Raw genomic sequence first — 21,758 nt, forward strand, 5'->3', positions numbered from 1 at the left:
GGCCTTCCTCAGGCCTTCATCGGGCCTTCCTTGGGCCTTCCCCAGGCCTTCCTCAGGCGCTGGCCTTCTCGTCCTCCAGGATTTCGCGGATCTGCTCGCGGAACGCGGCGCTGTCCTGGTGCTTGTGCACGGAGACGGCGTGCTCGCTCGCGGCGCGGATGACCTCGTCCTCCTCACCGGTGATGGTCAGCGAGCAGTCCGTCTCGCTGGGCAACCGGCTGCAGTCGGCGACTTTCCTGGTCATGACGGCCTCCCGGGTGTTCGTTCACTGGGCCGCACTTCCAGCGTAGGCGGTGGGGGCCGCCGTCCCCACGCCGTCCGCGCGCTCCCGGACCTCCGCGTCGACCATCTTCTCCATCGGGTCGGCGGCCAGCCCGCCGCCGACCAGCATCCCGGCGACGATCGCGACGCCCAGGATCACGTTCCCCAGCCACACCATCGTGTCGACCGGCAGGGTGTACGCGCCCACGACCCTGACGACGCACTCGGCCAGCAGCGCCGTCCCCCACACGAGGGAGAACGTCCGCTCGGTGCGCCGGAACCGCGCGTCGCGGGCCGACAGCCGGTCCCAGGCGGCCAGCCGCACGGGGTCGCCCTTGACCACCCACGGCTTGAGCCCGGTGGTCATCAGCGGCCGCCGCCCGAACGCGGAGACCAGCACGACGAGGCCGACGACGCTGCTCACGGCGCTGTCCTTGGCCAGCATCAGCCGGGCGTCCCCGCTGACCGTGCTGAGCAGCAGCCCCACGATGTTGACGACGAGGATGAGCGCGGCGAGCCCGTTGAGCCGGCGGTCCTTCACCAGGCCCCAGCCCGTCCGCACGGCGGGCAGCGCGCTGCTCCAGCCCAGGGCCGCGACCGTGCTCATGCCGAACCCCTTGCTGAGCGCGTAGTACGCGGCCATCGGCAGGACGGCGTCCACCACCAGCGGCGCGAAGCTCTCCCAGAGCGCCCGCCCCCGCGGGACGGCCGGGCCGCCGCCGCCGACGCCGCCGGCCGGCTGTGCGGCGGCGGTCGTCGGCAGTACGGCGGTCGTTGCCGGCGCGGCGGTTGTCGACGGTACGGAGGTCGTCGACGGTGCGGTGACGGACGTGTTGCTCATGATCGGAGGCCCCCGGGTCTGCGGCGTGTGCCCGTAAGCCGTGCGGCTTCCGGGCGTACACCTACCTTCGCGGCCGGTCCGGCGCCTCCGGCAGTGCCGTTGATCCACGACTGACCATGACTTTTGTCAGCGGCCGGACATGACGGGCAGGAGCCGGAGGTCCTCGCCCGTACGACCGGGGCCCGCGCCGAGGACGTCCGCCACGACCGCGCCCGCCAGCCCCGTCACCTGGGCGACGAACCGCCCCCGCCGCACCCCGAGCCGGCGCAGCGCCGCCCCGTGGTCCACGGCGACGAAGACGGCGGCGGCGCAGAGCAGCGCCCGCCAGCCGGCCATCGCGGGGCGGCGCAGCGGCCGGGGCAGGGTGCCCACCGACTGCCGCAGACGCAGGCAGTGGAAGGGGATGTGGCGCTGTTCGTCGGCCAGGATGCGGGCCGCGACCTCGGACGGCAGCGCCTGCCCGGCGCCGTCGCGGACCGCCCGGTAGTAGGGGACGGCGACGAGTTCGGCGATGGTGAGGACCATCAGTTCCAGGCGCAGTCCGAACAGCCGCCGGACCCGGACGAAGATCGCGTCGCTCCAGTGGCCGTCGAGGAGGGGCGCGCCGTCGGCGGCGAGCAGCCGGGCGAGCAGGCGCGCGTGGTTCTGCTCCTCGGCGACGAAGAGGCGGACGGCGGCGGCGTAGTCGGGATCGCCCGCCCGGTCCGCCTTGCCGATCAGGTTGGCGCCGTCGCCGCTCTCGCCGACCTGGAAGCGCTGGAGGCTGCTGCGGACGGCGCGGGGCAGGCGGACGTCCTGCGTCCAGTCCGGGTCGCCGGTCTGCCGCCGCCGCTCGGCTTCGTCGGTGAAGTGCTGCACCCAGTCGGCGAAGGTGGCCGGATGTGCAACCGCGCCCGGGTCTGCGGTCGTGTTCCTGTCTGCCGCCGTGTCGACGGTCGTGTCTACGGCTGTGTCTGCGGCCGTGTCTGTAGACGTGCGTGTGCTCGTGCGTGCACTCATGGCGTTCCCCCGATGATTCGCCGTGATAGTCCGGTGATCATACGGTTTGCCCCCGCGCATGCAAGGGGGCAGCGGTGCTCGCCACGCTTCCCCACCGTGCTTCCGGTGCCACGGGCGGCGCCTCCGGGCGCCCTGGTAACCCGCTTTATTTAGTCCGGGTAATGAGTTAAGCTAAAGAACATGTCGGACCGGGACCCCCATGTCGATACCGCAGCAGTGAACTCCCTGCGCTCCGGTGTCATGCGCCTGTCGCGTCGGCTCAAGCACCAGCGGGTCGACGAATCGCTCAGCCCCACGGAGATGTCGGTGCTGGGCACCCTCGCCGGATGTGGCAGCGCCACACCGGGCGAGCTCGCCCGCAAGGAGCACGTGCAGCCCCCGTCGATGACCCGCATCGTCGCCCTGCTCGAAGCCAAGGGCCTGGTCCGGCTGGAGCCGCACCCCGAGGACCGCCGCCAGAAGGTGGTCACCCAGACCGAGCGGGCCGAGGCCATGCTCGAAGAGAGCCGCCGCAAGCGGAACGTCTGGCTCACCGAGCTCGTGGGGCGGCTCGACGAGGACGAGTGGGCGACGCTGCGCGCCGCCGCGCCCGTCCTCGAGAAACTCGCGCACCTGTAAGACGCGCCAGGAGGAGGCGAACCCACTTTGAGTACGGGACACGGAGCAGACTCCGCACCCGCACCGAACAGCCACGACGACGCCATACGCAGCGCCGCCCTGAACAAGCCCGGCCGGACGACGAGCCCGGAGCCCAAGGGCGGCACCTTCAGTTCACTCAGAATCCGCAACTACCGCCTCTTCGCCACCGGCCAGGTCGTCTCCAACACCGGCACCTGGATGCAGCGCATCGCCCAGGACTGGCTGGTCCTCAGCCTCACCGGCTCGTCCGCAGCCGTCGGCATCACCACGGCCCTGCAGTTCCTGCCCATGCTGTTCCTCGGGCTCTACGGCGGCGTCATCGCCGACCGCTACCCCAAGCGCACGCTGCTCGTCGCCACCCAGGCGGCCATGGGCGTCACGGGCCTCGCGCTCGCCGTCCTCACCCTCTCCGGGCACGTGCAGGTCTGGCACGTGTACCTGACCGCGTTCGCGCTCGGCCTCGTCACCGTGGTCGACAACCCCGCCCGCCAGGCCTTCGTCGTGGAGATGGTCGGCCCCGCCGACCTGCGCAACGCCGTCAGCCTCAACTCCGCCAACTTCCAGTCCGCGCGGCTGGTGGGCCCCGCCGTCGCCGGTGTGCTGATCACCGCCGTGGGCAGCGGCTGGGCGTTCCTCCTCAACGGCCTGTCCTTCGTCGCGCCCGTCGCCGGACTGCTGCTGATGCGCACCTCCGAGCTCCACAAGGTCGACCGCGCGCCGCGCGGCAAGGGCCAGCTCAGGGAGGGCCTGCGCTACGTGGCCGGGCGGCCGGACCTGATCTGGCCGATCGTCCTCGTCGGCTTCATCGGCACCTTCGGGTTCAACTTCCCGATCTGGCTCACGGCCTTCGTCAACGACGTCTTCCACGGCGGCGCCGGCACCTACGGCCTGCTCAACACCCTGATGGCGGGCGGCTCCCTGGTGGGCGCCCTGCTCGCCGCGCGCCGGGGCAGCTCGCGGCTGCGGCTCCTCGTCGGCGCCGCCCTGCTCTTCGGCCTGCTGGAGATCACGGCAGCGCTCGCGCCCTCGTTCTGGGTCTTCGCGGTGCTCCTCGTGCCGATCGGGATGTTCGGCCTCACGATCAACGTGACGGCCAACTCCAGCGTGCAGCTGGCCACGGATCCCGCGATGCGCGGGCGTGTCATGAGCCTGTTCATGATGGTGTTCATGGGCGGCACGCCCCTCGGCGCCCCGCTGGTCGGCTGGGTGACCGACGCCTACGGAGCCCGCGTCGGCTTCCTCGCCGGCGGCGCGGTCGCCACGCTCGCGGCGACCGGGGTGGGCCTGGCCCTGGCCCGGATCGGCGGCCTGCGCCTGAAGATCGACCTACGGCGAGGCCACCCGCACGTGGCCTTCGTCCCGCGCGAGCCGGCACCGGCGGAGGGGCTGGCGGCAGCGGCGTAGTCGCCGACGGGCGGGACCCGGCCTCGTAGAAGCCCCGCGATAGCACGGTAAGCCCGGACACCCGGGGGCCCTGCCCGTTGCCCCCGGCCCTGCCCGTTGCCCCGGCCCAGGCCGGGGCAACGGGCAGGGCCCGTCCCGTCCGCCGCTCCCGTCCGCCGGATCCGTAAACCCCTGCCCAAAGGGGAGACTGGTTCCATGCGACTCTTCGCCGCTGTTCTGCCGCCGGAGGCGGCCGTCGTCGAGCTGACGGACGCGACCGCGTCCCTGCGCGGGCTGCCCGGTGCGGAGCAGCTGCGCTGGACCGAACCGTCCGGCTGGCACTTCACGCTCGCCTTCCTCGGCGAGGTCGACCCGGAGCTGCTGCCGGAGCTCACCGAGCGGCTGGGGCGCGCCGCCCACCGCCACCCGCCGCACGAACTGCGCTTCGCCGGCGGCGGGCGGTTCGGGGACCGGGTGCTGTGGGTCGGGGCCGACGGCGAGCGGACGATCCTGCGCGACCTGGCGCGCTCGGCCGCGGCCGGGGCGCGCCGGGCGGGCGTCGCCGTCGACACCACGCACGACTTCCGGCCCCACCTCACCCTCGCCCGCGCCGCGGGTCCCGTGAACCTCCGGCCGTACGCCGAGAGCCTCGCCGGCTTCAGCGGCACGCCCTGGACCGTGGCGCGGCTGGAGCTCATGCGGAGCAGGCTTCCGGGCGGCGGCGTTCCCGGGGAGCGTCCCCGTTACGAGACGGTGGCCGCCTGGGATCTGGGCGGGTAGCAGGCGGGTAGCAGGCGGGTGGGCGGGGCCCGAGGGCCGGGCCACTACCCGCCGCCCGTTACGCTCGATGCGTGGACCCGAAGACCAGAAACCGCATCATGACCGCCGCGCTCGCCGCGATGCTCGTCGTCGTCGCCGTGGTGGCGGCGGTGAAGTGACGCCGTAGGCCGGGCGCGGAGGCTTACGGCGAAGCCTTCCGGCGGAGGTCTTCAGGGGGTCGCGCCGGTGGTGGTCGCCGCCCGCGCAGTGTGGGGCTGCGGATGCGTACGGAGGTCTTCTCTCAGGGCCAGGCCGACGCCACGACCGTGCGTCGACTGTGCGTCCGCCCGGCCCCGTGAGTCCAGGACACGTACCGACACCAACGGTCCTGCACGGTCTTACCAGGCGAACGCCTCCGGCGACGGGCCCGGGCCCGGGAAGATCTCGTCCAGCTGGGCGAGCAGCTCACCGGACAGCTCCAGCTCGGCCGCGCGCAGGGCGGACGCGAGCTGGTCGGCCGTGCGCGGGCCGACGATCGGGCCGGTCACGCCCGGCCGGGTGAGCAGCCAGGCGAGGGCCACTTCGCCGGGTGCCAGACCGTGCTTGTCGAGCAGGTTCTCGTAGGCCTGCACCTGCTCGCGGACCTTGGTATTGGCGAGCGCGTCGGCGGAGCGGCCGGACGCGGCGCGGGCGCTGCCGCCCTCCCGCTCCTTGCGGATGACGCCGCCGAGCAGCCCGCCGTGCAGCGGCGACCAGGGGATCACCCCGAGCCCGTACGCCTGCGCGGCCGGGACGACCTCCATCTCGGCGCGCCGCTCGGCGAGGTTGTACAGGCACTGCTCGCTGACCAGCCCGAGCGAGCCGCGGCGCCGCGCGGTCTCGTTGGCCTGGGCGATGTGCCAGCCGGCGTGGTTGGAGGAGCCCGCGTAGACGATCTTGCCCTGCTGGACGAGGACGTCGACCGCCTGCCAGATCTCCTCCCACGGCGTGGCCCGGTCGACGTGGTGGAACTGGTAGAGGTCGATGTGGTCCGTCTGCAGCCTCCGGAGGCTGCCCTCGACGGCGCGGCGGATGTTGACGGCGGACAGGCGGTCGTGGTTCGGCCAGTCGGCGCCGTCCGCGCCCATGTTGCCGAACACCTTGGTGCCGATGACGACCTTCTCGCGGCGGCCGCCGCCCTTGGCGAACCAGGTGCCGATGATCTCCTCGGTGCGGCCCTTGTCGTCGCCCCAGCCGTAGACGTTGGCGGTGTCGAAGAAGTTGACGCCCGCGTCGAGCGCGGCGTCCATGATGGCGTGGCTGTCGGCCTCGTCCGTCTGGGGACCGAAGTTCATCGTCCCGAGGACGAGCCGGCTGACCTTGAGTCCCGTGCGTCCGAGCTGCGTGTACTCCATAGCGGACCAGCCAACGCCCTGGAGTGCACTCCAATCAAGAGGGCGGGCGTCGGACGGCGTGTCCCGTCCGGCGGCGCGCGTCAGGCGGTCGCGTGAGGAGGTCGTGTGAGGAGGGTGCGTGAGGAGGTTGCGTCAGGGCGGTACGGAGGCGCCGGGCGTCAGTCGTGCGCCGGGTGGTACGGCGCGCCCACGCCCCAGGCCTGGTGCATCGCGTCGGCGAAGGCGGCTGCCAGCAGGTGTTCGCCGGCCGCGTTGGGGTGCGTGCCGTCGTAGGTGTCGCGGTCGATGTCCCAGCCCTCCGGGCGGGAGGCGAGGAGCAGCGGCGAGCCCGGCGTGTCGAGTTCGGCGACGGCCTTGCCGAGCAGTTCGTTGAAGCGCTCGCACTCGTCGGCGAACGCCGGGTCGGCCAGGGCGCGGACGTTGCGGATGACGGGCAGCAGCACCGCCCGGATCCGCGGGTTGGCCTCCCGCGCCTCGGCGACGAAGCGGTGCACGTTCTCGGCCGTCTGCCCGGCGTCGGTGTAGAACCCCAGGTCGATGAGGCCGAGCGAGACGAGGAGGGTGTCGGCGCGGCCGGCCCGTACGGCGTCGCCTATGAGCGGGGCCATGTGCAGCCAGCCCTCGCCCCAGCCGGCGAGGTGCGCGCGGGAGCGCTCGGGGAAGCCGGGTGCGCCGTAGGCGTGGGAGACGGGCGCGTCGGCGGCCGGGTCGTACAGCTCGCGGCGCGGGCCGACGATCTTGTACGGGCCGCCGTGGGTCGCGTTGAGGTGCTGCCACATGCGGTAGCGCCATGTGTGGTCACCGGCGCTACCGATGGTCATCGAGTCGCCGACGAACATGATCCGCATGGGTACATCATCGCGGATCGTGGGGCGGCTGGGGTACATGAGGGGCGAGTGAGGGGCGAGCGAGGTCGCCGCGCCGTCCGAGCAGCACTTTTCTCCGGCAAATCAAAGTGAATTATTTTTTGCATAAAACAAAAAGCGGCAGTGCGGGCCGGAGGGCGGGAAGGCGGAATCCGCCCCGCCGAATTCGGGCGGAGCGGAAACCGTCAGGGTGTCACGTCACCGGCTCGCGCCGGGTCAGCGGTCCGTGTGGCCGTAGCTCACGACCCGGCCGTGGCCGGAGCAGTCGCCTCTGAAGATCCAGTAGCCCTTGCCCACCCAGGAACCGTACAGGTACGTGCCGTCGGAACACCGGGTCCACGACTGGGACTGGCCGTAGTCGACGCGACAGTTGGCCGTCCACACGGTCCCGTTGTTCCTGTAGCTGTCGCAGGACGAGACGTGCGGCGCCGGTGCTGCCGAAGCGGCCGAGGCCCCCACCAGGCTGGTGCCGGCTGCCATGATCGAACCCACGGCGGCGTAGGCCAGGCGGCGCTTGATGCGCTTCATTGACTTCCCTCCCTGGAACTGATTGCCGTTCGAACGAGAACCTAACGGGAGATCCAGCGAACGGCAGTGCGGTAATTCGCCAATGAGTTCCTATTGGTTGGTGCTTTTCGGCCGCCGGTCTGGCGAATATTCACCGTATTTGCAGCGGCGTCGGGGACGGGGCGCAGATCAGGGAGGCGCGCGGGAAAGCGGGGGTGTCGCGTTCCGGGCGGGTGGCGCGCGCCGGTCGCACCGGCGCCGCGGCGGGGCCGTTCGGTACCGCGCCCGCCGCGGCCGCGTCGGCGGCGCCCGACCCCGCGGCGCGCGGCCGGATGGCAGGCTTGGGGCCATGCGTCCACGCCCGATCCTCGCCGCCCTCGCCGCCGCCGCGCTCGCCGTGCTGCCCGCCGGCCCGGCCCTGGCCGACGGCGACGACGCCGCGCAGCAGGCCGCCGCCGGCCCCGCCGCCTTCACCATCGAGGACCCGCGGATCAAGGAGTCCAGCGGGCTGGCGGCCAGCCGCACCCACCCCGGCGTGTACTGGACGCACAACGACAGCGACGACGGCCCGTACATCTACGCCGTGGACAGCCGCACCGGTCGCACCGTCGCCACCGTCACCCTCTCCGGGGTCGAGCCCCGCGACGTCGAGGCCATCTCCCTCGGCCCGGACGGCTCCCTCTACGTGGGCGACATCGGGGACAACTTCGGCGGGCGCTGGAAGGAAGTGTGGATCTACCGCTTCGCCGAGCCGAAGACCCTCAAGGACACCACCGTCACCCCCACCCGCTACACCGTCCGCTACGAGGACGGCCCGCGCGACGCCGAGTCGCTGATGGTGCACCCGAAGACCGGGCGCGTGTACCTCGTCAGCAAGAAGCGCTCGGGCCCGGGCGCCCTGTACGCGGCTCCGGAGAAGCTCTCCGCGTCCGGCGTCAACGTCTTCCGGAAGACCGCGGACATCGACACGTGGGCCACGGACGGCGCCTTCTCCCCGGACGGCACCCGGCTTGTCGTCCGCAGCTACTTCGACGCGGTCGAGTACCGCTGGCTCGACGGCCGCCCCGAGGAGATCGGCCGCCCGAGCGTGCCGCTGCAGCGCCAGGGGGAGTCGGTCACCTTCGCCCCGGACGGCCGGACCCTGATGTACGGGACGGAGGGCAAGCGCAGTTCCGTGCAGCCGGTGGCCCTGCAGGGCGACCTCCTGCCGGACGCGGCGGCGAAGCAGCGGGACGACGCGAAGGGCGGCGGCGCCTCCCGAGGCGGCTCGGACGGCGGCGACGGCGACGACCGGACCCGCACCATCGCCCTCGGCGCGGGCACGCTCGCCGTGGCGGCGGTCCTCGTGCTGGGGGTACGGAGGCTGGTGCGGCGGCGGTAGGGCGCGGATCGACTCGGCGCCGCAGACGTACGCGTCGGGGCTGCCCGCACTGAGCGGGCAGCCCTCCTCGTCAGAGGCGTTCGATCACGTAGTCGACGCAGGCCGTCAGGGCCGCCACGTCGGCCGGGTCGATCGCCGGGAACATCGCGACGCGCAGCTGGTTGCGGCCCAGCTTGCGGTACGGCTCGGTGTCCACGATGCCGTTGGCGCGCAGGACCTTGGCGACGGCCGCCGCGTCCACGTTCTCGGAGAAGTCGATCGTGCCGATGACGGCCGACCGCTTGGCCGGGTCGGTCACGAACGGCGTCGCGTGCTCGGAGGCCTCGGCCCAGCCGTACAGGGTGCGGGCGGAGGTCGCGGTGCGGCGCACCGCCCAGTCCAGGCCCCCCTGGCCGTTGATCCACTTCAGCTGCTGGTCGAGCAGGAAGAGCGTGGAGAGGGCGGGGGTGTTGTACGTCTGGTTCTTCAGGGAGTTGTCGATCGCGGTCGGCAGGGAGAAGAACTCGGGGATGTGCCGCCCGGAGGCGTGCACGCGCGCCGCCCGCTCCAGGGCCGCGGGCGAGAAGACGGCGAGCCACAGGCCGCCCTCGGAGGCGAAGGACTTCTGCGGGGCGAAGTAGTAGACGTCGGTCTCGGCGATGTCGACGGGCAGGCCGCCGGCGCCGGACGTGGCGTCCACCAGTACGAGCGCGCCCTCGTCGGCGCCCTCGACGCGCTCGAGGGGCGCGGCGACGCCGGTGGAGGTCTCGTTGTGGGTGAAGGCGTAGGCGTCGACGCCCGCCTCCGCCTTCGGCTCCGGGTGCGTGCCGGGCTCGGAGGAGATGACGGTCGGCTCCTCCAGCCACGGCGCGAGCTTCGCGGCCTTGGCGAACTTGGAGGAGAACTCGCCGAAGGTGAGGTGCTGCGACCGGGTCTCGATGAGGCCGTGCGTCGCGACGTCCCAGAAGGCGGTGGAGCCGCCGTTGCCCAGGACCACTTCGTAGCCCTCGGGCAGGGAGAAGAGTTCGCGCACGCCGTCGCGCACCTGACCGACCAGGTTCTTGACCGGGGCCTGGCGGTGGGACGTGCCGAGCAGAGAGGTTCCGGTGGCAGCCAGCGCGGCGAGCGCTTCCGTACGCACCTTGGACGGGCCCGCGCCGAAGCGACCGTCGGCGGGCTTGATGTCAGCGGGAATCTGGATATCAGCCACGCAGGCAGCCTAGTGCGTGCGGTGTTCCCGATCAGTAAAACGTCCGTTCGGTGAGACGGTGGAACCGGGGGCTCCGGGGCACTATGGGGGGTATGGCTGATCTTGTGGAGAGTGATGCTGACCACGAAGAGCCGAACGAAGAGCCGAACGAAGAGTTGTACGAAGAGGCGGGTGGAGACGCCCATGGCGAGCTGAAGGCCGCCCTCCGCAAGGCCGTGCAGGGCGAGGTCGACTTCGGCGCCGCCGCCCGCGCCCTGATGACGATGGACGCCTCGAACTACCGCCGCGTGCCCGTGGGCGTCGTGGCCCCGCGCGACGCCGGCGACGTCGCGGCCGCCCTCGCCGTCTGCCGCGAGCACGGCGTGCCGGTCGTCGCCCGCGGCGGGGGCACCTCGATCGCCGGGCAGGCGACGGGCACGGGGGTGGTGCTGGACTTCACCCGCCACATGAACGCGATCACGGCGATCGACCCGGAGGCCCGTACGGCCGTCGTCCAGCCGGGCGTCGTCCTCGACGCGCTCCGGGCCGCGGCGGGTGCGCACGGGCTGACGTTCGGCCCCGACCCGTCCACGCACGGCCGGTGCACGCTCGGCGGCATGATCGGCAACAACGCGTGCGGCGCGCACTCCGTGGCCTGGGGGACGACCGCCGACAACGTCCACGAGCTGGACGTGCTGACGTACGGCGGCGAGCGGGCGCGGCTCTCCCGCGGGTACGACGGCCTGCCGCCCCGGCTCGCCGCGGGCCTGCGCGGCCTGGTCGAGGGCGAACTGGCGCTGCTGCGCACCGGGTTCCCCGACCTCCCGCGGCGCATCTCCGGATACGCGCTGGACGCCCTGCTTCCGGAACGGCACGTCGACGTGGCCCGCGCCTTCACCGGCAGCGAGGGCACGCTCGGGGTGCTGACGGAGGCCACCGTACGGCTGGTCGAGGCGCCGCGGGCGCGCGTACTGGCGGTGCTGGGGTACGCCGACGAGAGCGACGCCGCCGACGCCGCCCATCTGCTGCTGCCGCAGCGCCCGTTGACGGTGGAGGGCATGGCCGCCGACCTGGTCGGTCCCGCCGCGGCGGCCGGACTGCCCCGGGGCGCGGCCTGGCTGTTCGTCGAGACCGGCGGGGACACGGCCGCCGAGGCCCGGGCGCGGGCCGAGGAGATCGCCCGGGCGGCCGCCCCGGCCACCATCGGCTGCACGGTCGTCGCGGACGCGGCCGGGCAGCGCGCCCTGTGGCGCATCCGCGACGACGCCGCCGGCACCGCCACCCGCCTGCCCGACGGCACCGAGGCGTGGCCAGGCTGGGAGGACTGCGCGGTCCCGCCCGCCCGGCTCGGCGCCTACCTGCGCGACTTCCGCGCCCTCCTGCGCCGCCACGGGCTGCACGGCGCGCCCTACGGCCACTTCGGCGACGGCTGCATCCACGTGCGCATCGACTTCGACCTGACCCGCCCGGACGGCGTGCGGCGCTTCCGCGACTTCTCCGGCGACGCCGCCGAACTGGTCGTCTCGCACGGCGGCTCCCTGTCCGGCGAGCACGGCGACGGGCAGGCGCGGGCGGAACTCCTGCCGAAGATGTACGGACCCGAGGTCGTCCGCCTCTTCGAACGCTTCAAGGACGTCTGGGACCCGGACGGCGGCCTCAACCCGGGCATCCTCGCCCGCCCCCGCAAGCTGGACGAGAACCTCCGCTTCGATGTGCTCCCGAGGCGGCCGCTGCCGGTCGTCTTCGCCTACCCCGAGGACGGCGAGGGCGGCGGCGACTTCGCGGGGGCCGTGCGGCGGTGCGTCGGCGTCGCCAAGTGCCGGGAGACGGAGGTCGTTCCGGGCGCGACGGGCGTGATGTGCCCCTCCTACCGGGTGACGCGCGAGGAACAGCACTCCACGCGCGGCCGGGCCCGCCTGCTGCACGAGATGCTGGCGGGCGAGGTCGTCACGGACGGCTGGCGCTCGGAGGAGGTCCGCGAGGCGCTCGACCTGTGCCTGGCGTGCAAGGGATGCCGCAGCGACTGCCCGGTGGGCGTCGACATGGCCACGTACAAGGCGGAGTTCCTCCACCACCACTACGCGGGACGGGTGCGGCCTGCTGCGCACTACGCGATGGGCTGGCTGCCGGTGTGGCTCCGGGGGACGGCGACGCTCCGGGCGGCCGGGGCGGTCGGAGTGGTCAACCGGCTGGCCGGCATCGGGCCGCTGGCCGCGGCGGCGAAACGCCTCGGGGGGCTCGCCCGGGAACGGGACCTTCCGCGACTGGCAGAGGAGCCGTTCACGCGGTGGTGGCGGGGGCGGGGGTGCGCCGGGGCTGCGCGGGGTGGCGGGCCGGGTGATGGCCCGGGGGACGGGGTTGCCGTTGAGTGGGCGCCTTCGGCCGGTGAGCTGCCGGCTGCTGGTCCCGGTACGGGCGACGCCCCGGCCGCAGGCACCGCTACCGGCCCCGTCCCCGGCTCCGGTTCTGGCCCCGGTCCTGGTCCCGGTCCCGGTTCTGGTCCCGGCTCCGGTTCTGGTCCCGGCCCTGGCCCCGGTTCCGCTTCCCCCGGCGGCGCCGGTGCGTTCGGCAGCGGCCCTGGCGGCAACCGGCCCGGTTCCGGGGAACGGGTGGGTGGGCGGGAAGAAGGCCGCGCCGCAGGCGCGGACCTCGTGCTCTGGCCCGACACGTTCACCAACTTCCTCTCACCGGAGGTCGGCCGCGCCGCCGTCGCCGTTCTCGAACACGCCGGCCTCCGTGTCGCAGTCCCGCCGAAGGCGCCCTGCTGCGGCCTCACCTGGGTCTCCACCGGGCAACTCCACCGCGCCCGCAAGGAGATGCGCCGCACCCTCGACCTCATGGCGCCCGCCCTCGCCGCCGGCCTGCCCGTCACCGTGCTGGAGCCCAGCTGCGCCGCCTCGCTCCGTACGGATCTTCCCGAGCTGCTTCCCGGTGACCGGCGAGCGCATCAACTGGCGGCGTCTGTCCGTACGTTCGCCCAGACCCTCGACGAGCTCGCCCCGCACTGGCAGCCGCCCCGCCTGGACCGCCCCGTGGCCGGTCAGACCCACTGCCACCAGCACGCGGTCCTCGGCGACGCCGCCGAGCGCCGCCTGCGCGAGCGCGCCGGCCTCGTGGGTGCGCTGAGCGGCGGATGCTGCGGCCTGGCCGGGAACTTCGGGTTCGAAGCGGGCCACTACGAGGTGTCCGTGGCGTGCGCGGAGGAGCAGTTGCTTCCGGCCCTGCGGCAGGCGCCCCGCGGCGCGGAGGTCCTGGCCGACGGGTTCTCCTGCCGTACGCAGATCGCCCAGCTCGCGGGCGGCGAAGGCGCGCCCGCCCGCCACTTGGCCGAGGTGCTCGCCGAGGCCCTCGGCACCACCACACTCCCGCACAACTGACCGAAAAATAAAGGCAAGCACGCTTGATTGTTTTCCCGGGCGCTGTCACGCTCTCTCCGTCCTGACGAACTCCCGAGGGAGCGGCACACGGTGACAGACCCCGAACCCTTACGTCCGCTGCGGATCGGCAACGCCTCCGGTTTCTACGGCGACCGCTTCGGCGCCCTCCGCGAGATGCTGACCGGCGGCCCCCTCGACGTCCTCACCGGCGACTACCTGGCCGAGCTGACCATGCTCATCCTCGGCCGCGACCGCCTCAAGGACCCCGCCCGCGGCTACGCCGCGACCTTCCTCCGCCAGCTCGAGGAGAGCCTCGGCCTCGCCGCCGACCGCGGCGTGAAGATCGTCGCCAATGCGGGCGGGCTCAACCCCGGCGGCCTCGCCCGCGAGATCCGCGCCCTCGCCCGCCGCGTGGGCGCCGACGTCCGCGTCGCCCACGTCGAGGGCGACGACCTGCTGCAGGAGCGGGAGTGGGGCCCGGACGTCCTCACGGCCAACGCCTACCTCGGCGGCGCGGGCATCGCCGCCTGCCTGCGCGCGGGCGCGGACATCGTCGTCACGGGCCGCGTGACCGACGCCGCGCTCGTCACCGGCCCCGCCGCCGCCCACTTCGGCTGGCTCGCCGACGACCTGGACCGGCTGGCCGGCGCGGTCGTCGCCGGGCACGTCCTGGAGTGCGGCACCCAGGCGACGGGCGGCAACTACTCCTTCTTCACCGAGCACGACGTCCGCCGCCCCGGCTTCCCGCTGGCCGAGATCCACGCCGACGGCTCGGCCGTCATCACCAAGCACCCCGGTACGGGCGGCGCCGTCACCGTGGGCACGGTCACGGCCCAGCTCCTGTACGAGACGGGCGGCCCGCGCTACCTGGGCCCCGACGTGACCGCCCGGCTGGACACCGTCCGGCTGGAGCAGGACGGCCCGGACCGCGTACGGATCAGCGGCGTGCGGGGCGAGGCCCCGCCGGCCACGCTCAAGGTGGGGCTCACGCGCGTGGGCGGGTGGCGCAACGAGGTCGTGTTCGTGCTGACGGGCCTCGACGTGGAGGCCAAGGCCGCCCTCGTACGGGCGCAGATGGAGGACGCGCTGGGCAAGCGCCCGCCCGCCGAGGTCCGGTGGACGCTCGCGCGCACGGACCACGCCGACGCGGAGGTGCAGGAGGAGGCGAGCGCCCTGCTGCGGCTCGTCGTGCGCGACCCCGACCCCGAGGCGGTCGGCCGCGCCGTCAGCGGCGCGGCCGTCGAGCTGGCCCTGGCCAGCTGCCCCGGCTTCCACGTCACCGCGCCGCCGGGCCGGGGATCCCCGTACGGAGTGTTCGAGGCCGCGTCGGTGGATGCGTACGCCGTCCGGCACACGGCGGTGCTGCCGGACGGCACGCGGCTGCGGGTGCCCGCGGTACCCGCAGCCGCGGAGGGCGAGCCCCCGCCCGAGCCCCCCGTACTGCCCGAGCCGCTGCCGCGCGGGCCCGTCCGGCGCGCCCCGCTCGGGCTCGTCGCCGGGGCGCGCAGCGGCGACAAGGGCGGCTCGGCCAACGTGGGCGTGTGGGTGCGCACGGACGCGGCGTGGCGCTGGCTGGCCCACGAGCTCACCGGAGCGCGGTTCCGCCGGCTCCTGCCGGAGACCGCCCGGCTCCCCGTCACCCGCCACGTCTATCCGGGCCTGCGCGCCCTCAACTTCACCGTCGGCGGGCTGCTCGGCGCCGGCGTCGCTTCCCAGGCCCGCTTCGATCCGCAGGCCAAGGCCCTGGGCGAGTGGCTGCGCGCCCGGCACATGGACATACCGGAGGTGCTGCTGTGACGGTGCTGGTGTCCGGGCTCGACACGTCGGGCGAGGAGTACGCCGCCCACCGGACGGCGATGCTGGAGCGGCTCGACGCGATCGCGGCGGAGCACGCGCGGGCCCTGGCCGGGGGCGGGGAGAAGTACGTCGCCCGGCACCGGGCGCGGGGCAAGCTCCTCGCGCGCGAGCGGGTGGAGCTGCTGATCGACCCGGACACGCCGTTCCTGGAGCTGTCGCCGCTGGCCGGGTGGGGGAGCGACCACACCGTGGGCGCCTCGCTCGTCACCGGCATCGGGGTGGTCGAGGGCGTCGAGTGCGTCATCACGGCCAACGACCCGACCGTGCGGGGCGGGTCCAGCAACCCCTGGACCCTGAAGAAGGCCTTGCGGGCGAACGAGATCGCGTTCGCCAACCGGCTGCCGGTCGTTTCGCTCGTCGAGTCCGGCGGAGCCGACCTGCCGAGCCAGAAGGAGATCTTCATCCCGGGAGGCGGGCTGTTCCGGGACCTGACGCGGCTGTCCGCCGCCGGGATTCCCACGGTGGCGGTCGTGTTCGGCAATTCGACGGCCGGGGGTGCGTACGTCCCCGGCATGTCCGATCACGTGATCATGGTTGAGGGCCGGTCGAAGGTCTTTCTCGGCGGGCCGCCGCTGGTGAAGATGGCCACGGGGGAGGAGAGCGACGACGAGTCGCTGGGCGGTGCGGAGATGCACGCGCGCGTGTCCGGTCTTGCGGACTACTTCGCCGTTGACGAGCTCGATGCGCTGCGTTCGGCCCGGCGTGTGGTTGCCCGGCTCAACTGGCGCAAGGCACAGGCCGATCCGGGGTATGCCGAGCCGCCTCTTTATAACGAGGAGGAGCTGCTGGGTGTGGTGCCGGGGGATCTGAAGGTGCCGTTCGATCCTCGTGAAGTCGTCGCCCGCGTGGTGGACGGGTCGGACTTCGACGAGTTCAAGGCGCGGTACGGGAGGAGCCTGGTTGCCGGGTGGGCTCGTATTCACGGGTATCCCGTGGGGGTCCTCGCCAATGCGCAGGGTGTTCTGTTCAGCGAGGAGTCGCAAAAGGCCGCGCAGTTCATCCAGTTGGCCAATCAGCGGGACGTGCCGCTGGTCTTCCTGCACAACACGACCGGGTACATGGTCGGGCAGGCCTACGAGCAGGGCGGCATCATCAAGCACGGCGCGATGATGATCAATGCGGTGGCGAACTCCCGGGTTCCGCATCTGTCGGTGCTCATGGGCGCTTCGTACGGGGCCGGGCACTACGGCATGTGCGGGCGGGCCTTCGACCCTCGCTTCCTGTTCGCGTGGCCCAGCGCCAAGGCCGCCGTCATGGGGCCCCAGCAGCTCGCGGGCGTCCTCTCGATCGTCGCCCGCGCATCGGCGGAGGCCAAGGGCCGGGCGTACGACGAGGAGGCCGACGCCGCGCTGCGGGCCATGGTCGAGCAGCAGATCGAGTCGGAGTCGCTCCCGGTCTTCCTCTCCGGGCGGCTCTACGACGACGGCGTCATCGACCCGCGCGACACGCGGACCGTGCTGGGGATGTGCCTGTCCGCGATCCACTCGGCGCCTGTCGAGGGCGTGCGGGGCGGGTTCGGCGTCTTCCGGATGTGAGGGTGACGGTGGGGGTGAGGATGAGGGTGATGATCGAGTGATCGGGTCGCTGCTGGTCGCCAACCGGGGTGAGATCGCCTGCCGGGTCTTCCGCACGTGCCGGGAGCTGGGCATTCGTACCGTCGCCGTGCACTCGGACGCTGACGCCGGTGCGCTGCACGTACGGGAGGCCGATGCGGGGGTGCGGCTGCCCGGGGTTGCCGCCTCGGATACGTACTTGCGGGGGGACGCGGTGGTGCAGGCCGCGCTTGCTGCGGGCGCGGACGCCGTGCATCCGGGGTACGGGTTCCTCTCCGAGAGCGCTGCGTTTGCGCGGGGCGTGGAGGCTGCCGGGCTGGTGTGGGTCGGGCCGCCGCCCCGGGTGATCGAGGCGATGGCCTCGAAGACACGCGCCAAGCGGATCATGGCGGAGGCGGGGGTGCCGGTGCTGACGGCGTCCGCCGGGGCCGGGGAGCCGCCGTTGATCCTCAAGGCCGCGGCAGGCGGGGGCGGGCGGGGCATGCGCATCGTGCGGGACCCCGCCCTGCTGGAGTCCGAGCTCGCCTCCGCGCGGGCGGAGGCCATGGCCGCCTTCGGCGACGACGAAGTCTTCGTCGAACCGTACGTGGAGGGCGGGCGGCACGTGGAGGTGCAGGTCCTGGCCGACGCGCACGGGGGCGTGTGGGTGCTCGGCACGCGCGACTGCTCGCTGCAGCGGCGGCACCAGAAGGTGATCGAGGAGGCGCCGGCGCCGGGGCTCCCGGAAGAGCTGCGGGAGGTGCTCGCAGAGGCTGCGGCGGCCGCGGCGCGGGCCATCGGGTACGTGGGCGCCGGGACGGTGGAGTTCCTGGTGAAGGACGGGCAGGCGTTCTTCCTGGAGATGAACACGCGCCTGCAGGTGGAGCATCCGGTGACGGAGGCGGTGTACGGGCTGGATCTGGTGGCACTGCAGATCCGGGTGGCGGAGGGTTCGCTGCTGGACCCGGAGCCGCCGGTGCCGTCGGGCCACGCGGTGGAGGCGCGGCTGTATGCGGAGGACCCCGGTGCGGGGTGGCGGCCGCAGACGGGGGTGGTCCGGGAGTTGTCGGTGGGTGTGGGTGCGGATGCGGATGCGGGTGCGTCTGGGGTCCGGTGGCGGGGGCTCCGGGGTGGGGGTCCGGGGCCGTATATTTACGGGCCCGTGCCCGGCGGCGCAGCGGAGCCCTCTTCCTCATCGGGCCCGCAAATACACGTCAGCGCCCCGGACCCCCACCCCTGCGCCCCCACCCCCTCCCGCCGCACCCCACCCACGGCCACCTCGTACCAGGGTCAATCCGCCCCACCTCAACGGGTGGGCGGGTGGGACGAAGGCCGCGCCGGAGGCGCGGGATACCTTCGCGTCGACGCGGGCGTCGGGCCCGGTGACACCGTCACGGCCCATTACGACCCGCTGCTCGCGAAGGTGGTCGCCTGGGCTCCCACCCGGCCGGAGGCCATCCGCCTCTTGGCCCATGCTTTGGAGCGCGCCCGCATCCACGGTCCGGTCACCAACCGGGATCTCCTCGTACGGTCGCTCCGCCACGAGGAATTTGTGGCCGGGAGTATGGACACCTCTTTCTACGACCGGCACTTGGCCGAACTGACCGCATCCCGCGGCCAGGGCGCCGCAATCGCAGCCCTCGCCGCGGCCGTAGCGGACGCACAAGGCCGCTCCCGCTTCGGCGGCTGGCGCAACCTTCCCTCCCGGCCGCAGGAGAAGCGCTACCGCTCCGAACCGGACGGCACGGAGCACACCGTGCGCTATCGCCTCACCCGGCACGGCCTGGAGGCCGAAGGCACCACCGGCGTCCGGCTGGTCGAGGCGGACCGCGACCACGTGGTCCTGGAGGTGAACGGCCTCCGCACCCCCTACGCCGTATCCGCGTACGACGACCGCGTCCACGTGGACGCACCGTCGGGCGCCCACACGTTCACCCCCCTGCCCCGCTTCCCCGACCCCCGTGCCGTGCCTGCGGCACCCGGTTCCCTACTGGCGCCCATGCCGGGCACGGTGGTCCGCCTCGCGGACGGGGTCGCCGAGGGGTGCGTGGTCGAGGGGGGCCAGCCCCTGCTCTGGCTGGAGGCCATGAAGATGGAGCACCGCATCGTCGCTCCGTCCGCCGGAACGCTCACCGCCCTGCACGCCGCCCCCGGCCGCCAGGTCGAGGTCGGCGCCCTGCTCGCCGTCGTCACCGCCGCCGCTGTCACCGCCGCCGTCACCGAGGAGCCGAAGGAGCCGTTGTCATGAGCTTCGTAGAGACCCGGGAACACCAGGACCTGCGTGCCGCCGTCACCGCACTCGGCAGCCGCTACGGGCGTGAGTACGTCACCGCGGCGGTCCGCGACGGCAAGCACACCGACGAACTGTGGGAGGAGGCCGGCAAGCTCGGCTACCTGGGCGTCAACCTCCCGGAGGAGTACGGGGGCGGCGGCCGCGGCATGGTCGAGCTCGCCGTCGTCCTGGAGGAGCTCGGCGCCGCGGGCTGCCCGCTGCTGCTCATGGTCGTCTCGCCCGCCATCTGCGGCACGGTGATCGCCCGCTTCGGCACGGAGGAGCAGAAGCGGCGATGGTTGCCCGGGATCGCCGCCGGGACGACGAAGATGGCGTTCGGCATCACCGAGCCCGAGGCCGGATCGAACTCGCACCGCATCACGACGACGGCCCGCCGCGACGGCGGGGACTGGGTCCTCAACGGCCGCAAGGTCTTCATCTCGGGCGTGGACGTCGCCGACGCGACGCTGATCGTGGGCCGTACGGAGGACGGGCGGACGGGGAAGCTCAAGCCGTGCCTGTTCATCGTGGACAGGGACGCCCCTGGGTTCACGAGGACTCCTATACCGATGGAACTCGCCGCCCCGGAGAAGCAGTTCGAGCTCGTCCTCGACGACGTGCGGTTGTCCTCCGATGCCCTGGTCGGCGACGAGGACGCCGGCCTGCTGCAGCTCTTCGCCGGCCTCAACCCCGAGCGCATCATGACCGCCGCCTTCGCCATCGGCATGGGCCGCTACGCCCTGGGCCGGGCCGTCGACTACGCCCGTACGCGGACGGTGTGGCGCGAGCCCATCGGCGCGCACCAGGCCGTTGCGCACCCGCTGGCCCAGTCGCACATCGAGGTCGAGCTCGCCCGGCTGATGATGCTGAAGGCGGCCCATCTCTACGATTCGGGTGACGACATGGGGGCCGGCGAGGCGGCCAACATGGCCAAGTACGCCGCCGCCGAAGCCGCCGTCCGCGCCGTCGACCAGGCCGTGCACACCCTCGGCGGCAACGGCCTCGCCTCCGAGTACGGGCTCGCCCAGCTGCTCACGGCGTCGAGGGTGGCGCGGATCGCCCCGGTCAGCCGGGAGATGATCCTCAACTACGTGTCGCACCACACGCTCGGCCTGCCCAAGTCGTACTGAGAAAGGCGGCTTAGATGAAACTGGTCCACCGCTCCTCGGAGCAAGGCATCACCATGCTGACCCTGGACTCCCCGCACAACCGCAACGCCCTGTCGTCCCGGCTGGTCGCCGAGCTGCTGGAGGGCCTGGCGGAGGCCGCGGAGGACGCCGGTACGCGTGCCGTCCTGCTGACCCATGCCGGCAACACCTTCTGTTCGGGCGCCGATCTGAGAGAGACGGGCACGGACGGGCCGCAGGCCCTCGTACGGCTGATGCGCGCGGTGGTGGAACTGCCGAAGCCGGTGGTGGCCCGGGTGAACGGCCATGTGCGCGCCGGAGGTCTGGGGCTGCTGGGGTCCTGTGACATCTCCGTGGCGGGGGAGGCGTCATCCTTCGCCTTCACCGAGGCCCGGCTGGGGCTCGCCCCCGCCGTCATATCCCTGCCGCTGCTGCCGCGCCTCGACGCGCGGGCGGCGGCCCGCTACTACCTGACCGGCGAGCGGTTCGGGGCGGCGGAAGCCGTACGGATCGGGCTGGTCACCGCGGGGGAGGAGGACCTCGAACCGGTCCTGGACGGGCTGCGGCGCGGCTCGCCCCAGGGCCTCGCCGAGTCCAAGGCCCTGGTCACGGCGGACGTACGGCGGGCCTTCGACCGCGATACGGCCCGGCTGACCGAGCTGTCCGCCCGGCTCTTCGGCTCTGCCGAGGCCCGCGAGGGCATGACCGCCTTCCTCGAGCGCAGGGAGCCGGAATGGGCGCGCTGAGCCTCCCCAAGCAGGACCGCAGCCGCGCCACGCGCCGGCGGCTCCTCGAAGCGGCCATCGCCTGCCTCGCCGAGCACGGCTGGGCCGGCTCGACCGTCTCCGTCGTGGCCGAGCGCGCGGGCGTCTCGCGGGGGGCCGCCCAGCACCACTTCCGCACCCGGGAGGACCTGTTCACGGCGGCGGTGGAGTACGTGGCCGAGCAGCGGTCGGCCGCCGTGCGCGGCCTGCTGCCCCAGGTGCAGCTGATCGTCGGCCCGGCCCGTACGCACCTGGCCGTCGTCCAGCTCGTGGACCTCTGCACGGGCCCGCTGTTCCGCGCCGCCCTGCAACTGTGGGTCGCCGCCGCCAACGACGACGCACTGCGCACCCAAGTCACCGAACTGGAGGCGCGGGTCGGCCGGGAGGTGCACCGGATGGCGCTGGAGCTCCTCGGCGCCGACGAACGCCGCGCGGGCGTGCGGGAGACGGTCCAGGGCTTCCTGGACATGTGCCGGGGCCTGGGCCTCGCGACCCTGCTCACCGACGACAGCGCCAGACGCGACCGCGTGGTCCGGCACTGGACGGGCGTCCTCAGCGACCTGCTGTGAGGCCACCGGCCCGGACGGCGGCGACGGACGAGGACCGGGCGGCCCCGGGTCCCGGGGCCGCC

Annotated in this window: 18 protein-coding genes; 11 read left to right on the plus strand and 7 right to left on the minus strand. The window is 73.2% G+C overall.

Annotated features, from left to right (window positions below; genetic code table 11):
• Positions 1-52: 52 nt before the first annotated feature.
• From AS857_RS27005 to AS857_RS27015, 3 genes are all read right to left on the minus strand, one after another.
• Entirely contained in the window at positions 53-244 is a 192-nt protein-coding gene (locus tag AS857_RS27005; RefSeq protein ID WP_058045815.1) for a DUF1059 domain-containing protein, read from the minus strand.
• A 21-nt stretch (positions 245-265) separates the two neighbouring features.
• Positions 266-1,102, minus strand: a complete 837-nt coding sequence (locus tag AS857_RS27010; protein WP_338058283.1) for a VC0807 family protein — start codon at positions 1,100-1,102, stop codon at positions 266-268.
• 126 nt (positions 1,103-1,228) lie between these two features.
• Positions 1,229-1,960, minus strand: a complete 732-nt coding sequence (locus AS857_RS27015) for a hypothetical protein (RefSeq protein ID WP_058045816.1) — start codon at positions 1,958-1,960, stop codon at positions 1,229-1,231.
• 321 nt (positions 1,961-2,281) lie between these two features.
• Between AS857_RS27015 and AS857_RS27020 the strand changes: the two genes are divergently transcribed.
• The 3 genes from AS857_RS27020 to thpR all read left to right on the plus strand — a co-directional run bounded on the left by AS857_RS27020 (position 2,282) and on the right by thpR (position 4,903).
• Positions 2,282-2,719, plus strand: coding sequence for a MarR family winged helix-turn-helix transcriptional regulator (locus AS857_RS27020; RefSeq protein WP_058045817.1), 438 nt, complete (start codon positions 2,282-2,284; stop codon positions 2,717-2,719).
• 27 nt (positions 2,720-2,746) lie between these two features.
• Entirely contained in the window at positions 2,747-4,144 is a 1,398-nt protein-coding gene (locus AS857_RS27025; protein WP_058045818.1) for an MFS transporter, read from the plus strand.
• A 195-nt stretch (positions 4,145-4,339) separates the two neighbouring features.
• Positions 4,340-4,903, plus strand: coding sequence for an RNA 2',3'-cyclic phosphodiesterase (gene thpR / locus AS857_RS27030; RefSeq protein ID WP_058045819.1), 564 nt, complete (start codon positions 4,340-4,342; stop codon positions 4,901-4,903).
• Positions 4,904-5,280: 377 nt separating this feature from the next.
• On the opposite strand, the gene AS857_RS27035 is transcribed toward thpR, so the two are convergent.
• The 3 genes from AS857_RS27035 to AS857_RS27045 all read right to left on the minus strand — a co-directional run bounded on the left by AS857_RS27035 (position 5,281) and on the right by AS857_RS27045 (position 7,670).
• Positions 5,281-6,276 (minus strand): aldo/keto reductase, encoded by a 996-nt coding sequence (locus AS857_RS27035; protein WP_058045820.1) that lies wholly within the window; start codon positions 6,274-6,276, stop codon positions 5,281-5,283.
• Positions 6,277-6,434: 158 nt separating this feature from the next.
• On the minus strand, positions 6,435-7,124 hold the full coding sequence (locus tag AS857_RS27040; RefSeq protein ID WP_058045821.1) for a GDSL-type esterase/lipase family protein: 690 nt from the start codon (positions 7,122-7,124) through the stop codon (positions 6,435-6,437).
• A gap of 234 nt (positions 7,125-7,358) precedes the next feature.
• A complete protein-coding gene (locus AS857_RS27045; protein ID WP_245700532.1) occupies positions 7,359-7,670 on the minus strand; it encodes a hypothetical protein in 312 nt (103 codons plus the stop codon).
• 328 nt (positions 7,671-7,998) lie between these two features.
• Here AS857_RS27045 and AS857_RS27050 point away from each other — a divergent pair, with 328 nt between their 5' ends.
• Positions 7,999-9,030 (plus strand): hypothetical protein, encoded by a 1,032-nt coding sequence (locus AS857_RS27050; RefSeq protein ID WP_058045822.1) that lies wholly within the window; start codon positions 7,999-8,001, stop codon positions 9,028-9,030.
• Between the two features lie 70 nt (positions 9,031-9,100).
• Here the strand turns inward: AS857_RS27050 and serC are convergent, their stop codons facing one another.
• Positions 9,101-10,219 (minus strand): phosphoserine transaminase, encoded by a 1,119-nt coding sequence (gene serC, locus AS857_RS27055; RefSeq protein ID WP_058045823.1) that lies wholly within the window; start codon positions 10,217-10,219, stop codon positions 9,101-9,103.
• A 263-nt stretch (positions 10,220-10,482) separates the two neighbouring features.
• Between serC and AS857_RS27060 the strand changes: the two genes are divergently transcribed.
• The 7 genes from AS857_RS27060 (at position 10,483) to AS857_RS27090 (ending at position 21,696) form a co-directional block, all read left to right on the plus strand.
• Entirely contained in the window at positions 10,483-13,575 is a 3,093-nt protein-coding gene (locus AS857_RS27060) for an FAD-binding and (Fe-S)-binding domain-containing protein (RefSeq protein WP_107105733.1), read from the plus strand.
• A 90-nt stretch (positions 13,576-13,665) separates the two neighbouring features.
• The gene (locus AS857_RS27065) at positions 13,666-15,372 is read left to right on the plus strand and encodes an acyclic terpene utilization AtuA family protein (protein WP_058045825.1); all 1,707 of its coding nucleotides are present in this window, start codon (positions 13,666-13,668) and stop codon (positions 15,370-15,372) included.
• Complete coding sequence (locus tag AS857_RS27070; protein WP_058045826.1) at positions 15,369-16,967, plus strand: acyl-CoA carboxylase subunit beta; 1,599 nt, start codon at positions 15,369-15,371, stop codon at positions 16,965-16,967. Before AS857_RS27065 ends, AS857_RS27070 begins: the two co-directional genes overlap by 4 nt.
• Positions 16,968-17,004: 37 nt before the next feature.
• Positions 17,005-19,212: an acetyl/propionyl/methylcrotonyl-CoA carboxylase subunit alpha gene (locus tag AS857_RS27075; RefSeq protein WP_058045827.1), complete on the plus strand. Its 2,208-nt coding sequence runs from the start codon at positions 17,005-17,007 to the stop codon at positions 19,210-19,212.
• Entirely contained in the window at positions 19,209-20,366 is a 1,158-nt protein-coding gene (locus AS857_RS27080; RefSeq protein ID WP_058045828.1) for an acyl-CoA dehydrogenase family protein, read from the plus strand. The genes AS857_RS27075 and AS857_RS27080 overlap by 4 nt, the downstream gene beginning before the upstream one ends.
• A gap of 14 nt (positions 20,367-20,380) precedes the next feature.
• Positions 20,381-21,109, plus strand: a complete 729-nt coding sequence (locus AS857_RS27085) for an enoyl-CoA hydratase family protein (RefSeq protein WP_058045829.1) — start codon at positions 20,381-20,383, stop codon at positions 21,107-21,109.
• Entirely contained in the window at positions 21,097-21,696 is a 600-nt protein-coding gene (locus AS857_RS27090) for a TetR/AcrR family transcriptional regulator (RefSeq protein WP_058045830.1), read from the plus strand. Before AS857_RS27085 ends, AS857_RS27090 begins: the two co-directional genes overlap by 13 nt.
• Positions 21,697-21,758: the final 62 nt, after the last annotated feature.

The organism is Streptomyces roseifaciens (genome assembly GCF_001445655.1).
Lineage (GTDB): Bacteria > Actinomycetota > Actinomycetes > Streptomycetales > Streptomycetaceae > Streptomyces > Streptomyces aureoversilis.

What these genes read in the sequence shown, in the direction of transcription:
- AS857_RS27005 (WP_058045815.1), bottom strand. Translation starts at nt 244, where the DNA reads ATGACCAGGAAAGTCGCCGACTGCAGCCGGTTGCCCAGCGAGACGGAC.
- AS857_RS27010 (WP_338058283.1), bottom strand. Translation starts at nt 1,102, where the DNA reads ATGAGCAACACGTCCGTCACCGCACCGTCGACGACCTCCGTACCGTCG.
- AS857_RS27020 (WP_058045817.1), top strand. Translation starts at nt 2,282, where the DNA reads ATGTCGGACCGGGACCCCCATGTCGATACCGCAGCAGTGAACTCCCTG.
- thpR (WP_058045819.1), top strand. Translation starts at nt 4,340, where the DNA reads ATGCGACTCTTCGCCGCTGTTCTGCCGCCGGAGGCGGCCGTCGTCGAG.
- AS857_RS27035 (WP_058045820.1), bottom strand. Translation starts at nt 6,276, where the DNA reads ATGGAGTACACGCAGCTCGGACGCACGGGACTCAAGGTCAGCCGGCTC.
- AS857_RS27040 (WP_058045821.1), bottom strand. Translation starts at nt 7,124, where the DNA reads ATGCGGATCATGTTCGTCGGCGACTCGATGACCATCGGTAGCGCCGGT.
- AS857_RS27045 (WP_245700532.1), bottom strand. Translation starts at nt 7,670, where the DNA reads ATGAAGCGCATCAAGCGCCGCCTGGCCTACGCCGCCGTGGGTTCGATC.
- AS857_RS27050 (WP_058045822.1), top strand. Translation starts at nt 7,999, where the DNA reads ATGCGTCCACGCCCGATCCTCGCCGCCCTCGCCGCCGCCGCGCTCGCC.
- AS857_RS27060 (WP_107105733.1), top strand. Translation starts at nt 10,483, where the DNA reads ATGGACGCCTCGAACTACCGCCGCGTGCCCGTGGGCGTCGTGGCCCCG.
- AS857_RS27080 (WP_058045828.1), top strand. Translation starts at nt 19,209, where the DNA reads ATGAGCTTCGTAGAGACCCGGGAACACCAGGACCTGCGTGCCGCCGTC.
- AS857_RS27085 (WP_058045829.1), top strand. Translation starts at nt 20,381, where the DNA reads ATGAAACTGGTCCACCGCTCCTCGGAGCAAGGCATCACCATGCTGACC.
- AS857_RS27090 (WP_058045830.1), top strand. Translation starts at nt 21,097, where the DNA reads ATGGGCGCGCTGAGCCTCCCCAAGCAGGACCGCAGCCGCGCCACGCGC.